Annotated in this window: 13 protein-coding genes; 9 read left to right on the top strand and 4 right to left on the bottom strand. The window is 49.9% G+C overall.

The features are described from left to right. Positions 1-83 precede the first annotated feature (83 nt). Complete coding sequence (locus tag KNO90_RS04675; RefSeq protein ID WP_214741970.1) at positions 84-1,856, bottom strand: C40 family peptidase; 1,773 nt, start codon at positions 1,854-1,856, stop codon at positions 84-86. 282 nt (positions 1,857-2,138) lie between these two features. Between KNO90_RS04675 and KNO90_RS04670 the strand changes: the two genes are divergently transcribed. After that, positions 2,139-3,986, top strand: a complete 1,848-nt coding sequence (locus tag KNO90_RS04670; protein WP_214741969.1) for a sensor domain-containing phosphodiesterase — start codon at positions 2,139-2,141, stop codon at positions 3,984-3,986. A gap of 13 nt (positions 3,987-3,999) precedes the next feature. On the opposite strand, the gene KNO90_RS04665 is transcribed toward KNO90_RS04670, so the two are convergent. After that, positions 4,000-5,373 carry a sensor histidine kinase gene (locus KNO90_RS04665; RefSeq protein ID WP_353048475.1) on the bottom strand — a complete coding sequence of 458 codons (1,374 nt, stop codon included), beginning with the start codon at positions 5,371-5,373 and terminating at the stop codon, positions 4,000-4,002. Positions 5,374-5,385: 12 nt separating this feature from the next. Further along, positions 5,386-6,072, bottom strand: a complete 687-nt coding sequence (locus KNO90_RS04660; protein ID WP_214741967.1) for a response regulator transcription factor — start codon at positions 6,070-6,072, stop codon at positions 5,386-5,388. Positions 6,073-6,178: 106 nt separating this feature from the next. Here KNO90_RS04660 and KNO90_RS04655 point away from each other — a divergent pair, with 106 nt between their 5' ends. Genes KNO90_RS04655 through KNO90_RS04645 form a run of 3 tightly spaced genes read left to right on the top strand, consistent with a single transcriptional unit; the run spans position 6,179 to position 9,113 of the window. Further along, the gene (locus tag KNO90_RS04655; RefSeq protein WP_031422457.1) at positions 6,179-6,940 is read left to right on the top strand and encodes an ABC transporter ATP-binding protein; all 762 of its coding nucleotides are present in this window, start codon (positions 6,179-6,181) and stop codon (positions 6,938-6,940) included. After that, positions 6,927-8,759 carry an FtsX-like permease family protein gene (locus KNO90_RS04650; protein ID WP_215113113.1) on the top strand — a complete coding sequence of 611 codons (1,833 nt, stop codon included), beginning with the start codon at positions 6,927-6,929 and terminating at the stop codon, positions 8,757-8,759. The genes KNO90_RS04655 and KNO90_RS04650 overlap by 14 nt, the downstream gene beginning before the upstream one ends. A 12-nt stretch (positions 8,760-8,771) precedes the next feature. Further along, positions 8,772-9,113, top strand: a complete 342-nt coding sequence (locus KNO90_RS04645; protein WP_215113112.1) for a YxeA family protein — start codon at positions 8,772-8,774, stop codon at positions 9,111-9,113. Between the two features lie 49 nt (positions 9,114-9,162). Here KNO90_RS04645 and KNO90_RS04640 read toward each other — a convergent pair whose 3' ends face one another. After that, positions 9,163-9,606, bottom strand: a complete 444-nt coding sequence (locus KNO90_RS04640) for a MerR family transcriptional regulator (RefSeq protein WP_214741964.1) — start codon at positions 9,604-9,606, stop codon at positions 9,163-9,165. A 319-nt stretch (positions 9,607-9,925) separates the two neighbouring features. On the opposite strand from KNO90_RS04640, the gene KNO90_RS04635 reads away from it, so the two are divergent. The 5 genes from KNO90_RS04635 (at position 9,926) to KNO90_RS04615 (ending at position 13,687) form a co-directional block, all read left to right on the top strand. After that, a complete protein-coding gene (locus tag KNO90_RS04635; RefSeq protein ID WP_214741963.1) occupies positions 9,926-10,135 on the top strand; it encodes a hypothetical protein in 210 nt (69 codons plus the stop codon). A 68-nt stretch (positions 10,136-10,203) separates the two neighbouring features. Continuing rightward, positions 10,204-10,344, top strand: coding sequence for a YvrJ family protein (locus KNO90_RS04630; protein ID WP_012727209.1), 141 nt, complete (start codon positions 10,204-10,206; stop codon positions 10,342-10,344). A 27-nt stretch (positions 10,345-10,371) separates the two neighbouring features. Beyond that, positions 10,372-10,584, top strand: coding sequence for a hypothetical protein (locus KNO90_RS04625; RefSeq protein WP_214741962.1), 213 nt, complete (start codon positions 10,372-10,374; stop codon positions 10,582-10,584). 27 nt (positions 10,585-10,611) lie between these two features. Continuing rightward, positions 10,612-10,824 carry a DUF2922 domain-containing protein gene (locus KNO90_RS04620; RefSeq protein ID WP_214741961.1) on the top strand — a complete coding sequence of 71 codons (213 nt, stop codon included), beginning with the start codon at positions 10,612-10,614 and terminating at the stop codon, positions 10,822-10,824. Positions 10,825-10,948: 124 nt separating this feature from the next. Then, complete coding sequence (locus KNO90_RS04615; RefSeq protein WP_215113111.1) at positions 10,949-13,687, top strand: hypothetical protein; 2,739 nt, start codon at positions 10,949-10,951, stop codon at positions 13,685-13,687. The last annotated feature ends 81 nt before the right edge of the window (positions 13,688-13,768 follow it).

Genomic DNA, 13,768 nt, shown 5'->3' with positions numbered 1-13,768 from the left:
TTCCGTTTTCGGGTCGCAGGATGAAAATCCTGCAAAACGAAAGAAAAACCCGACTTTCGTCGGGTTTTTTAGCGTGACCAAAGTCACGGTCGCTTATAACCGAGTAAGCGTGACTGCCAATACGGTTCTTTACTGATTTGGTTGTATCCTAATCCAGATGAACCGGCATGGATGAACGTATCGGAATTGATCATGATGCCCATGTGTGACGGTCCTGCGGTATACGTGTTCTCGAAGAAGACGAGGTCGCCTGCTTGAGGGACGTACGACTTCGGTAATTGTGATCCGAAGTAAGCGCCACTCCAATAATTGGCCACGTTCGTCCGTGGGATGCTGACACCGGATTGATTGAATACATAATAGATGAGTCCGGAACAATCAAATCCACCGTTTGTCGGGCTAGACGACGCCCATACGTACGGTGTGCCGACATATTGCTTGGCCACCTGGATGGTCGAAAGCCGTGTCGACTGGGCGCTTTGTCCTTTGATTTCGGTGACAGCTGATTTTGCGACGAATCCTGACGAGAGGCGATAGTGGGTCGCCGTCTCTCCGATCACATTCAACAGTTCCCCGCGCAGTGTCGAACCGACCGTGTTGCTCGACTCGTTCGCCTGGGACCGAATCGATGTCGGGTAGTACGTATAATACGAGTTGGCGTCATAAGATCCTTCGACCCAAGACGGACCGTCTGCCGAGCCTTTCGGGACGGTTTTCACATAAGCCGAGGCGACAAATCCAACCGTATTGCCGTAATAAATCTGTAGCCAGCCTTTCGAGGACTGGACGACGCGTAACGTCTGTCCCGCTTTGACACTCCCGATGATGGTCGCGTTCGTCGATGAACTCGAACGGACATTCAAGGATGGGGTGTTGACGATGTAATCGACAGCCACATTGCCGGCACCGGCATCTCCTTCGTTCGGAGCCGGGTCACTCGGTGTCGTGGACGTCTGTTTCAAATAGCCGGCACTCACGTATCCGGATTTCCCGTTATACGTGACATAGTACCAACTACCGGACTGTTTCGTCGCCTGAACGACCGTTCCATTCGGAATCGTTGTGACGAGAGCGTAGCCGATTCCGGCACCTTGGCGCACGTTCAAGTTCGCGGTCGTGACGAACGATTGATTGAGAGATGTATCTGTGCTCGGATTCGTCGGTGTCGCCTCTCCTGATGTCGTTAAATATGTATTGGCGACATATCCCGTTTTCGATCCATACTTTATTTTTGACCAAGACCCTTCAACTGATAGGACAGTGACCGTCTTTCCTTTTGGAATGGTGATCAACACGGTCGTCTTCGTCGATTTCGAGGAACGAAGGTTCAAGTTTGCTTTCGTTTGTGCCGTTGTCGTGCTCGGCGTGACCGTTGTCGGTTTGTCAGTGCTACTAGAGGTCGATGCCTTTTGCAAGTAATCGTTATGCACCCAACCGGTTTGTCCGCCGTGACTGACTTTCGTCCATGATCCGTTCGTTTGGATTGGAGTGAGCGTCGTACCTTTAGGAATCGTCAAAAGAACGCGATGCCACGTTCCACCGGCGACTCGCAAGTTCAATGCGTGTGTCGTCGTGACACGATTCGTGCTCGTCGTGGTTAATGAGGAACCACCTGTCCCAGCAGAGGGGCTGCCTGTGAGCTTCAGTTTTTGACCGACGCGAATGTGATCGGAAGAGAGACCGTTCAATGATTTGATGGTTGCAACGGACAAATCGTATGAGCGGCTGATGGACCAGAGCGTGTCACCCGAACGCACGGTGTGAGTGCTCGCCGCAGACACTTCATCCGCCTGAGCAACTAGGCTGATTGCTGCAAGTGCCGCGAATGAATAGGTGAGACCAGACTTTGGATTCATAGCGTCACATCCTTTCAAAAGAGTGAGAACGAAATCATTCAACAAGTGAAACAATACAAGTTCATTGTAAGGCGAGATGAAATGCACAAGCAATGGTTCAAATGGTCAATACACCTCCCTTTCTTTAAAAGCAGGTCAATAATTTATAAATGGGTAAAAATGGATATTTAATCGATTCGAAAAAGAAGGAAGTATTGACTTTCTGTTGAATTTTGGAAAACGTAAGGGGAGATGTTTCGTGCTATCATTAGGTCAAATTAAAATGGGTGAGGTAGCAGAGACATGGTCGAGAAGAACTTTTCAAACCGAACATATCGTAAACATCAAGAGAAACTGTTCGAGCTCGTACGAATGCCGATTGTGACCGAAGAAACGGTACAGGAAGCCATTCGATATATGTGTGAAATCGTCGCCGATATGCTGGCGGTTGATACGGTGTCCATCTGGCACTTCGATCCATCGTATCAATCCATTACATGTCAAGTCGCGTATTCTCACGAGTCAGGGACGCATTATCCAGAGTTGACGGTGTATCGTGAACTTGCGCCGGATTATTTTGACGCACTACAGACGGAGCGGGTTCTTGCATTCGAGGATGTTCGAAATCACCCATGGGTGAAGGAGCTCTATACAGAATATTTTGTGGAAGGCCAACGCATTCATTCGATGCTCGATGCTCCGATTTATGCGAACAATCGTGCCAAAGGTGTCGTTTGTTGCGAGACATTTTTACCGCGAGAGTGGAACTACCTTGAGGAATTAATCGTCAGTACGCTCACAGACTTTATCGCAATTTTGTATTTCCGGCTCGATCGACGGTTAGTGGATGAACGAATTCATCAGTTAGCCTATACGGACGAGCTAACAGGGTTGATGAACAAGTATGCGTTTGTCGATGAAGTCGATGCATTGCGTCAGCAGACGAGAGGATTTTTAGGGTCTATTGTTTATATTCGTGCAGACGACTTCCGATCGATTGAGGATGCGATTGGTACCGAAACGTCTGATCTCATCGTACAAGAGATGGCAAGACGGTTGCGAGAGGTCATCGATGAATCAAGAATTGCGCGCACGTCACAATCGGGATTTGTCATTTGGATTCCTTATGGCGAACGGAGAAAAGTGCGTTCGATTGCGGAACATTTATGTGAGCAAGTCACGCGAGTTCCTTATCGAATTAATGAATTGGATGTCGTCTTGACCACAAGTGCCTTCATTTCGATCGAGAAGGAGAGTCGCTCTACGTTAGATATGATTCATACGACCCGCGTCGTGGCAGGTCAAGCAGATGAGAAACGGGGTGTCATTGCGTTTTTTGAAGAAGAGATGGCACAGGAGGCATCCGAACGCTTATTGTTAGAAATGAATCTTCGGACCGGGGTGCTCGCAGGTCAATTTGAACTCTATTTCCAACCAAAAGTGAATGCGTCCTCGGGAGAACTGAGGGGATTCGAAGGATTGATGCGCTGGAATCATCCAGAACGAGGGCTTGTACCACCGCTTGACTTCATTCCACTCGCTGAATCGACAGGAATCATCATCGATTTAGAAGAATGGGCATTCGTAACGGCTTGCCGGCAGTTGAAACAGTGGCACAATCGGGGAGACCGCTACGAGCTCGCGCTGAACTTATCGGCACGACATTTTCTATCTGAAGGAGTCGTCGAAAAATTTGCCCAAATCGCTCGGGAAGAAGGGGTCTGTACGAGCTATTTGACCTTGGAGATCACGGAGAGTGTGGGGATGGAAAACCAGCAACACGTCATCGATCGTTTCATCGCATTCCGAGAAGAAGGATTTTCAATTTCGATTGACGACTTCGGGACCGGGTTCTCGGCGTTCGTCTATTTAAAGCACTATCCGATCCATGAAATTAAAATCGATCGTCAGTTCATTCAAGTGACTGAAAATGACCCGACCGGAAACGTCATCGTCGAATCAATTGTCGACTTGGCGCGTGGGTTGAATTTGAAGACGGTGTGTGAAGGGGTCGAGACAATCGAACAGTGGAACGCGTTGCGCGAACTCGGTTGTGACGAGATGCAAGGATACTACTTCTCTAGACCGTTACCGCTTGAAGAACTCGAAAGATGGATTGCTGACTATACGACACAGAAAAGGGACGCCTGAGCGTCCCTTTTTCTTATGCCGTGAATGTGATTCGAATCGTGGTACCGTATCCGAGTGTACTGTCGACCTCGACCTTCCCGCCGTGGGCTTCGATGATGTCCCGTGAAATGGCCATGCCGAGGCCGCTTCCGCGTGCGTCGTCCGTATTCGTGCCCCGGTAATAGCGTTCAAAGATATAAGGTAATTCGGATTCGGCAATCCCGTGTCCATCATCTACAACCGTCACGACATCATCGTCGACTCGAACGGTCACGTGCACGGACTCGTCATTATGAATTAACGCGTTATACAAGAAGTTGAGCAAGGCCCGCTTCATAAAGTGCCGATCGAGCAAGACGGTCGCTGCTTGAGTGGCCTCGAACTCGATGTGGTGCTCGCTGAAGCGAGAGTCGTTCAATACGTCGATGACGACTTCACGGACGAACGGCTCGAGGTTTGTCTCTTCGAGGGTAAGTGGGAAGTCACCATGCTGCAGACGCATCGTCAAATTGAAATCGTCGAGCAGTTCCTTCATATACTTAGCTTGACGCTCGATTACATGGGCATATTGTCTGCGCTCGGTGTCGTCGAGCGAATCATCGTCGAGCAGTTCGGCGTACCCTTGGATGGAGGCGAGTGGCGTCTTCAAATCATGAGACACGTTGCTCATCCATTCTTTTCGACGGTCATCGAGTTCTGCGCGCTGACGTTCATACGTTTGGAGTGTCTGTGAGACGGCATTCAAGTCGTGGAAGACGGGGCGATAGATGCCAACACGTTTCGGTTCAGCGGTCGAGAAGTCGCGGTGTTTCAGTTGCTGAATCCGCTCGGTCAAGCGGTAGACGGGGCGCGTCAATCGTGAACTGAACAATACACCGATCAAGGCGGCGACGAGCAAATCGACGACGAGTATCCAGAGGAGCGCCTTTGTGATATACGAAAGAACCGCCTGTTCGTCTAACATGAAGAGCACCCGACGTTCACTTGCCTCTGGCACACCGATGAGATAACTGTACGATTCATATTCCCCGATGAAATAGAGTCGGAGGTCGTCATCCATATATTTATAGATTTGAATCAGTTCAATCGGAGAATAGGCGTCCGGTAGTCCACTCGGGGCGTCGATCTCGCTGACGACTCGTCCCGTCTCATCTAAAAAGCGGACGAATGCACCAGACTGGCGAAGGGCCTCGCGCCCCGCTTCTGATACGACAGGTTCACCATCTTTGAGCGAAAGATACGTACTGAAGTTTCGGGTAAATGTCTCTCCGGAGTTGCTTTCCACATCGTCAAGTCCCGTCCGGTCATTGACGAGGAGACCGAACAAGATTGAAATGTTCAAGAAGACGACGAGCGCGACAATGAGGAGGATCGACAACAAATAGCGACCGGTCAGTTTCCATTTCATCATGACCGCTCCTTACACCGTCAACCGATAGCCAAGTCCCTTGACCGTCTTGATATACGTCGGTTCGGATGGATTCGGTTCGATTTTTTCACGCAGACGTCGGATATGGACCATGACGGTGTTGTCCGATCCGAAGAATGACTCACCCCACACTTGCGTGAAGAGCGTCTCCTTGCTGAGAATCCGGTTCGGGTTGCGTAAAAAGCAGGCGAGGAGACCGACTTCCTTCGCCGTCAATTCCAGTCGTTCCCCGTTCACGTACACTTCCGTCTCGTCTTCATTCATGTGAAAGGGGCCGACGGTCGTCTTTTCCATCGGCGCTTCCATCATCGACACTCGTCGAAGCTGTGCCTTTACGCGGAATGCGACTTCTTTTGGGCTAAACGGCTTCGTGATGTAGTCATCTCCACCGATGGCGAGGCCGAGCAGTTTGTCGACTTCTTCCGATTTGGCAGATAGGAAGAGGATCGGGATAGTGGACTGCGCCCGCATCTGTTGGCAGAGCTGATAGCCTTCCCCGTCCGGCAACATGACGTCCAAAATCGCCAAGTGAGGGCGAAACGTCTCGAAGACGTCCAACCCGTCCTTCAACGTGTGGGCGGTCCGAATCTCATGAAATCCTTCCTTTTCAAGCGCGCGTTGAATCAACGTACATAAGTCTTGTTCATCATCCACGATGAGAATCCGTGGCTGTTCCATCGTCATCACCTCGTTCTAAGCATATCACGTAAGGATTTTGTAAGGTACGCGTGAGTTGGGGTTAAGACAGGGGGCGTAATGTAAGGGACAGAAAGAGGTGCTGAACATGGAAACATTATTACAAGTAAAAGCGATTCAAAAGACATATGGGAAAGGGGACGCGACGTTCCGAGCGCTCGATGACGTCTCCTTCACCATTGAGCATGGGGAGTTCGTCGGAATCATGGGACCGTCCGGGGCTGGGAAGTCGACGTTACTCAACGTCCTCGCGACAATCGATACACCGACGTCAGGTGAGATTTTAGTCGAGGGTGACGACATTGCATCGATGAACGAGGAGGCGCTCGCCGATTTCCGGCGTGATCATCTCGGGTTCATCTTTCAAGACTATAACCTGCTCGATTCATTGACGGTCCGGGAAAACATGTTGCTCCCGCTCGCCGTCTCGAAGACGCCGGTTCACGAGACACGCGCAAAGGTCGAGCGATTGGCGAAACGGTTCGGGCTCGAAGGGATTCTCGAGCAATATCCGTACCAAATTTCAGGTGGACAGAAACAACGAACGGCCGTTTGTCGGGCGCTCATCTCGGACCCGAAACTCATCTTTGCCGATGAACCGACGGGTGCGCTCGACTCGAAGTCGGCGACCGATCTCTTAGATACCCTTGCTCGATTGAATGAAGCGGAGACGACCATCATGATGGTGACGCATGACGCCTTCGCCGCAAGTTTTTGTCGCCGAGTCCTCTATATTCAGGACGGACAGTTGAAGAAAGAACTCATTCGCGGCAACGCCTCACGGGACGCATTCTACCAATCGATTCTCGAGGAGCTCGCGAAAGGCGGTGCGGTCGATGACGCTATTTGAGCTCGCGAAGAAGAACGTCGTACGGAATCTGTCGCGATATGCACTCTATGTCGGGACGACCATCTTTTCCATCGTCATCTACTTCACGTTCGCGACACTGAAGCATAACCATGAGATCAGTGCGCTTGCGGAAACGTCGAAGAAGATCAGTGGGTTGATGAGCACGTCGACGTTCATCTTGATGTTGTTCGTCGCCCTGTTCATCGCCTACTCGAATGCCTTCTTTTTGAGAGGGCGTAAGCGTGAGGTCGGGCTCTACTCATTACTCGGGGTCCGGAAGAAACAGATTGGGCTCTTGCTCTTGTTCGAGAACATCGTCATCGGAGCGGTGTCCTTGGTCATCGGGATCATTCTCGGAATTTTCGGGGCGAACGCGCTCCTCCAACTATTGATGCGTCTGATGGACAGTGACTTGAAGATTGGATTCGCTTTCTCGGCGTCGGCATTCATTGAGACGTTCCTCGTCTTTCTTGCGATGTTTCTCTTCACATCATTCCAAGGCTACCGGGTCATCTATCGCTTCAAGTTGATTGATTTGTTCCATGCGGATAAGAGTGGGGAAGGGGTGCCGACGGCAAAAGGTTGGGTCGCGCTCACGGGCGTCCTCACGATTGGAGTGGCGTACTGGCTCGCCCTTCAGGATCTGATGACGTCCTCTCTGTGGAAAACGCTCGGACTCGCGATGCCGCTGCTCATCATCGGATTGAGTGTCATCGGGTCGGCGCTTCTCTTCCATAGTGTCTTGATTTTCGTTTTGACATGGTTGAAAGGGAAGGAGCATTGGTCGTGGAAACGGCTCAACTTGTTGACGACATCACAGCTCCTCTATCGCATTCGTGGGAACGCGAAGACGCTCACGTTGATCAGCATCATCAGCGCGACGGCGATCACGGCAGGTGGTGCCATCTTCAGCGTCTACTATTACGCGGAAGAGAATGTCGCCTCGTATACACCTTATACGTATGCCTGGAAAGGGGAGGCGGTTGAGGTGGACGGAGCGACATTCGAATCAAGCGTCGAGCAAAAGACGATTCGGACGGAAGCGCAGTACGGAGAGCGTGAACTCGGGGTCATCGATGAGTCGACATACCGTCATCTCCTGCAAGGTCTCGGTGTGGCAGAACCGGCACCGTTCAAACAGGATGAGGTCGTATGGGTCGACCCGTTCTATGACGAACGTTACTCGGAAGAACTCGAATCAGTCGAACTGTCAGGACAGACGGTTGACGTGTCGACGCGTCTTGAAGAGTCGCCGCTCAACGTGATGACGTTCGGCGGGTCGTTCCTCGTTGTGGCCGACGACATGTTCAAGACGATGACGGAACCGAGCGAGACGTATCATGTCGCTCTCACGGAGTCGTTCAAAGATCAGCGTGACCAGTCCGAGCGTCTAGCGGGACTCGGGCTCGAATCGTTCTCGAGTGCGCCGGACGTGTACGCCGAGACGATGGCGATGAACGGGGCGCTTCTCTTTGTCGGGACATTCCTTGGGCTCGTCTTCCTCGTCGCGACCGGTAGCGTCATCTACTTCAAAACGATGACGGAGGCAGAGGATGATCGGGCGAAGTATACGATATTACAGAAAATCGGCATATCCGACCGGGACGTGCGCCGGACGGTGCGCCAACAAATCCTCGTCGTGTTTCTTGCCCCGTTCGCGCTCGGGATTCTACATGCGACCGTGGCGCTCGTCGCGTTCTCAAACTTGTTGAGCATGAATTTCACGATACCAGTTTTCGTCTGGATGGGCGTCTATACGACCATCTATGCGGTCTATTATGGCATCACGGTTCGCCGCTTCATGACGGCGGTTCGGTAAGGAGAGAAAAATATGAAAAAATGGATTGGAATTGCAATAGTTTCGATTGTATTGATCGGAGGGCTAACGCAGGTGGATTGGAATCGAATTGGGAAAGACACCCTGTTCGTCAAAGTAGAAGCGGTGTCTGATGTGGAAGAGACGACACTCGAGAACGGTGACGTGATGAAGCGATACGTATACACGCAACCTGCTTTCACGTCTGATGGGAAGGCGAGGGAAATCACCTTCACGGCCGCGAAAAAACTTCGGGAAGGGGCGTACTTACGCCTCTATGTGAAAGATGGAGACACGGTTACCTCATACGAGGAAGTGTCCCGTTCGGACGTGCCGCAGTCGATCACTGAAAAGTGAGTAAAAAAGCCATTCGTCATGACCTTCATGGCGGATGGCTTTTGTCTGTTCAGACGACAGGCGCCTCATAGGCGTTTAGTTCGAGTTTTAATATGTACGTTAATTCATGATGCGCCAATTCAGAGAAGTTCGTCTTTTTGACATGTGTTCGTGGGCGCAATCCGCATTCCAATGCGATGTCGACAATGGTACGAATCTGATTTTCCGTATAGAATCGCTTCCGGCCGAACGTGAATGGGGTCGGTGGCAAGACGTTATCTGTCTCCCATTTGATTAACTGCTGTTGGCTACGCGGGATGCCGGCCACACTGAAAGCGCGGCTCAATTCCTTGAGCGGATAAACAATCAAATGTTGTTCTTTATACGAAATTGGTTTTCCTTGCTCCGGTCGGTATGTGTCCCATTCGGTCGCTGAAAACGTCAGGTCGGCTTGGTCGAAGTCGTGTTGAGCGGAAGGAATAGAAATGATACTTGAGATGTCTAGGCTGTTCATATGATAAATCTCCTTCTTCAAGACTGACTGGTTGTTTCAAAAATGCCCTCCTACGTATCGTACCCCATTTACAAGAATTTAACTGACAGTTTTTTCAAAGAGGGGGAATGATTCGTGGGACTTTTGACGTATTTTTGAACGTTGTCTGCCGAACATTAAGATACCCTAATTGGTATGAAAACTCAAGAGAAGCAGTCAAAATTTGAAAAATGAATAAAAATTCAGACAATTTAGGACTATCGTCACTTATTGTTATAGAAAAATAGAATGAGCACTTTCATCGTGAAAGCGGTTAATAAGGGCGAAGGAGGTGAGACAGATGGCAGCTTATCGAGAAGCAGCGACGATGTTTTATTTGGACACCCGGCGACAAGTCGACGGAAAAGAGAAAAAACAACTCGTTCGCTACGGACCGCTCGGAAGTCAAATGGATGAGGCGCGGATGAAACAGTTCGGTGACTTGATCAAGGCACTGATTGATGTGGAATCCGCTACCTACATCGTGGCCCAGGAATTTCTAGTGTATTAACAGGGAGGACTTATGAACAACCTCACTCGTCTAACAGCCGGTCCCCGGCACGATGAGCAGGTGGTCACATGAGTTGGCCCGAGCTCATCTCAAATCTCGGGTTCCCCATCGTCGTCTCGCTCTACTTACTGCATCGGATTGAGACGAAGCTCGATCGCATGATCCAACTGCTCGAGCGAATGGATACCTCGACCGTATCAGAAACCTAATCCCCTATCGAAAGGAGCCATCCCCCTATGGCTGTCTTAACTGAAAAGAAAGCAACACTCGTCTTGACGACACACCATGACCTACAAACGGCAAAACCGACGAAAAAAGCACAACGATTCGGTCCGATTCGTGCGGATCTCACAGCAGAAACGGTCGATGCGTTCGGCCGCCTCATGATCGACCTCGTCATTCAAGAGGACGCGGACCTTGGCATCATCCGTGAATACGATTTAGTCTAACCCACACCCTAAGGAGGAGAATCATCCATGACTGACACAAAACTTGAAATCTCATTTTTAGATACATTCCATAAGGTCGTACGCTTCCGCTTGAACAACGTGAAACAACCGGTCGATGCTCAGAAAGTAGAAGCGCTCGCCGACTTCATCGTCGCCAACGACCCACTCGCGAAGAACGTGATGGAATGGACCGAAATCAAGATGATTGAAGGTACGCAGACGGTATTGAGTGAGAAATAAGGTCGAGAAGCATCGCCATCGCGATGCTTCTTTTTATTTACATAATTATCTTTCAAAAATCAAAATTAACAATTATATTTAAAGTAGCAAAAAATAAATAAATTAAGGAAGGGTTTGTAAAAAGTTGAAACGATTTTTATATGCCATCATGCTATTGATGATATTGCTTGTGGTGCCAAGGCAGGAGGCATGGGCTGCTTCTGTCATCGAGGCAGGTACGCAACTTGAAGAAACGATAAAAGTGATCCCGCAATCACCATTTTATCTAGATTATCAGGACGGGAAGACGCGACTGCATAACCCGAGCATTCAGTCCACTGTCGTTATCGACTTTCCCGGGAACTTAACGACGCATTCATCTGGTGACGAGGGGAGCTACGGAGGCGTCCGCTCGTGGATCGCCAGTCTAGACAGACAGGAATGGATTGCCGTTCCCCAATATGATCAACCCCTCATCCGTGTCCAACGAGACGGAACGACATCTCGAATCGACTCTTTGGAATCACCACATCGGGCGGAACTCGTCTCGTATGATGCCAGCCGAGACGTGATGCTCTGGCGTGATTCGTACAAAAACGAGTGGGCGTTGACAGATCTGAATGGAACGGTCAAAAAAACGTACCCACTCATTTCAGGACAACGTTTCCTATTAGGGACGAACCTTGATGAATTGATTGCATTCAATACCTCTGACAAGTCGATCACACACCTATCACTTGAGACGGGAGAGGAGCTAGGAAAAACGACATATCCGAATGAATCATTGTCTATCAATTTTGAGTCGAAGACCGATCGACTCTTCATGAAAGGCTCCAATCATTTATACGTTTACGATTTCGCAACCCGAACGATTCAAACGCTCAACTTGAACAGGCAGATCCGTTATGATCTCACATCACTGGTTTATCACGATGGACTCTACTATGGTGTAACGTTTGATGATTCGATGGTCACAATTGATTTAGCGGAAGGTCGCATCACAGAGACGAGCTTGCGCACGCGCAACACGAATAGCGAGTTCGATTTAATCGAGAATGGATACTTCGTACAAGACGACCAGTGGTTGTTGCCAATCGAACGTTTCGGGCAAAAGCCGAAAGAAATGTACACGTGGTTAAAAGCTACTGGCAACTCGGAAGAAGGACATACGTGGCTGAATCATGCCTATCAACTCATGGTGACCATCACAACCGTTGATGGGACCGAACATAAGGTGCCTGTTGCTGAATTGCCGACGGATGTGACACGAATCGAGTCGGCGCAACCGTTCGAAGAAGACTATACGATTCCATCATTTGATCAATCGTTCTCCACTAAGGTCAGCTTCGCCATGCTGGACCATTGGAACTCCTACAAACCGGTCAAACAGCTTCCGCTTCAATTGGACACTACTTTCAAATATGGGGCGGTCGGAGACATCACAGGAACAACGGCGCCGAATGCCACCGTGTATCTCTTCTGTGAAAAAGAGCTGTACAGCACATGTTCAGGCTCTGTCCAGGCGGATGAAACCGGACGCTTCACGCTCTCGAGGGGCATCATCACGGGAGGGCAGACAATAGAGTTGTTTGCTTCCGACTCGCGAGATTACCGTCAAGCAACAGAGGCATCGGTCAAACAGAAAGTCGTTCTTAAACAACCGGTTGTCACGGACCCGACGAAGGTTTTGACATCTACACGAATGGAAGGGATATCCGTACAGACGGTTCCTCACGCGAAAATGGAAGTCCGCCAAATCAACTCGAAGACAGAATATAAAGTGAAAGAAGTGCAGGCAGATGAACAGGGTGTGGCGCAATTGACGACATTTGATCAAAGCCAGCCGTTGTATTATCCGGTCTTCTTCAGAATTCTAGGAACGGAACGTCCCTACGAGATGGCCTATGTGACTGACATCTATCCAATCCCATCTTTCACGTGGACAAAACCACCGAAAACAGGTGACACGACGATTACCGTATATAATGACAAGTTAGACCCGGTTCTCGCTGTTTCTCGTAATGGTAGAGCCGAATCGGCGAAACGCTTGACGAAAGGTCTCAACGTCATCAACTTGAAAGAACCGCTACGCGAAGGCCAGACAATCAAACTCGTTGCGAGCTTCCTTCCAGAGTACACGAAGACGCTCGAGCAAAAAGTAACGAGTGACACACCGAAAGTGTTAGCGGTGAAGGATGTACTCCTTACGTCATCATCTGCGACGTTTACGCTGGCACAAGATCCAAATACCGATACCTATATCCACTACAAGACGCCGAGCGGCACTTCATTCTATTCACGTATGGTCGGGACGAACCGATATCATATTTCGGCAAAACCGGGAACGACGGTCGTCATCTATTCTGCATACGGGTCGAAGAAAAGGACGCTCACATATAAGTTACCGAGTGCGACGATTCCATCGGTGACGTTGACGGACGAACAGACGAAACGGGTCGGCAAGACGTTGCCGAATGCGACCGTGACGCTAAAGAACGGTTCGAAAGTCATTGCAACGACGAAATCGAATGCGAGTGGGTCGTATACGCTCACGTTCAGCCGTCCACGTGCCGGGACGAAGCTCTATTTCGAGGCGAAGTCGGGAATTCATCGCGATGCGAAATCAGTCATCGTCAAGTCGGGTATCCGTCCAACCATCAGCACGGGGACCATCCGTTCGACGACTAAATCGGTAGCAGTGCGTACGAACGTTCCGTATGGCACGCTGTATGTCTACAACGGCAGTAAGTTGGTCGCCAAAAAGTCCATCGGCTCGACGACGACCAACGTCTATATCGGAACGCAGCGACGTGGCACGAAACTGACATTCAAAGTCGTGACACCTGCGAATCGAACGAATCAAACAACTAAATCTGTGTATTGAATAATTTGAAGGCGACTCTTGCAGTTTGAGTCGCCTTTTTTAAGTTTGGTCAATCCCCTTCATTATTTTCTGAAAATTGTC

This window comes from Exiguobacterium sp. s63 (genome assembly GCF_018617335.1).
GTDB lineage: Bacteria > Bacillota > Bacilli > Exiguobacteriales > Exiguobacteriaceae > Exiguobacterium.
This window is presented reverse-complemented; position numbering and strand designations above follow the sequence as displayed.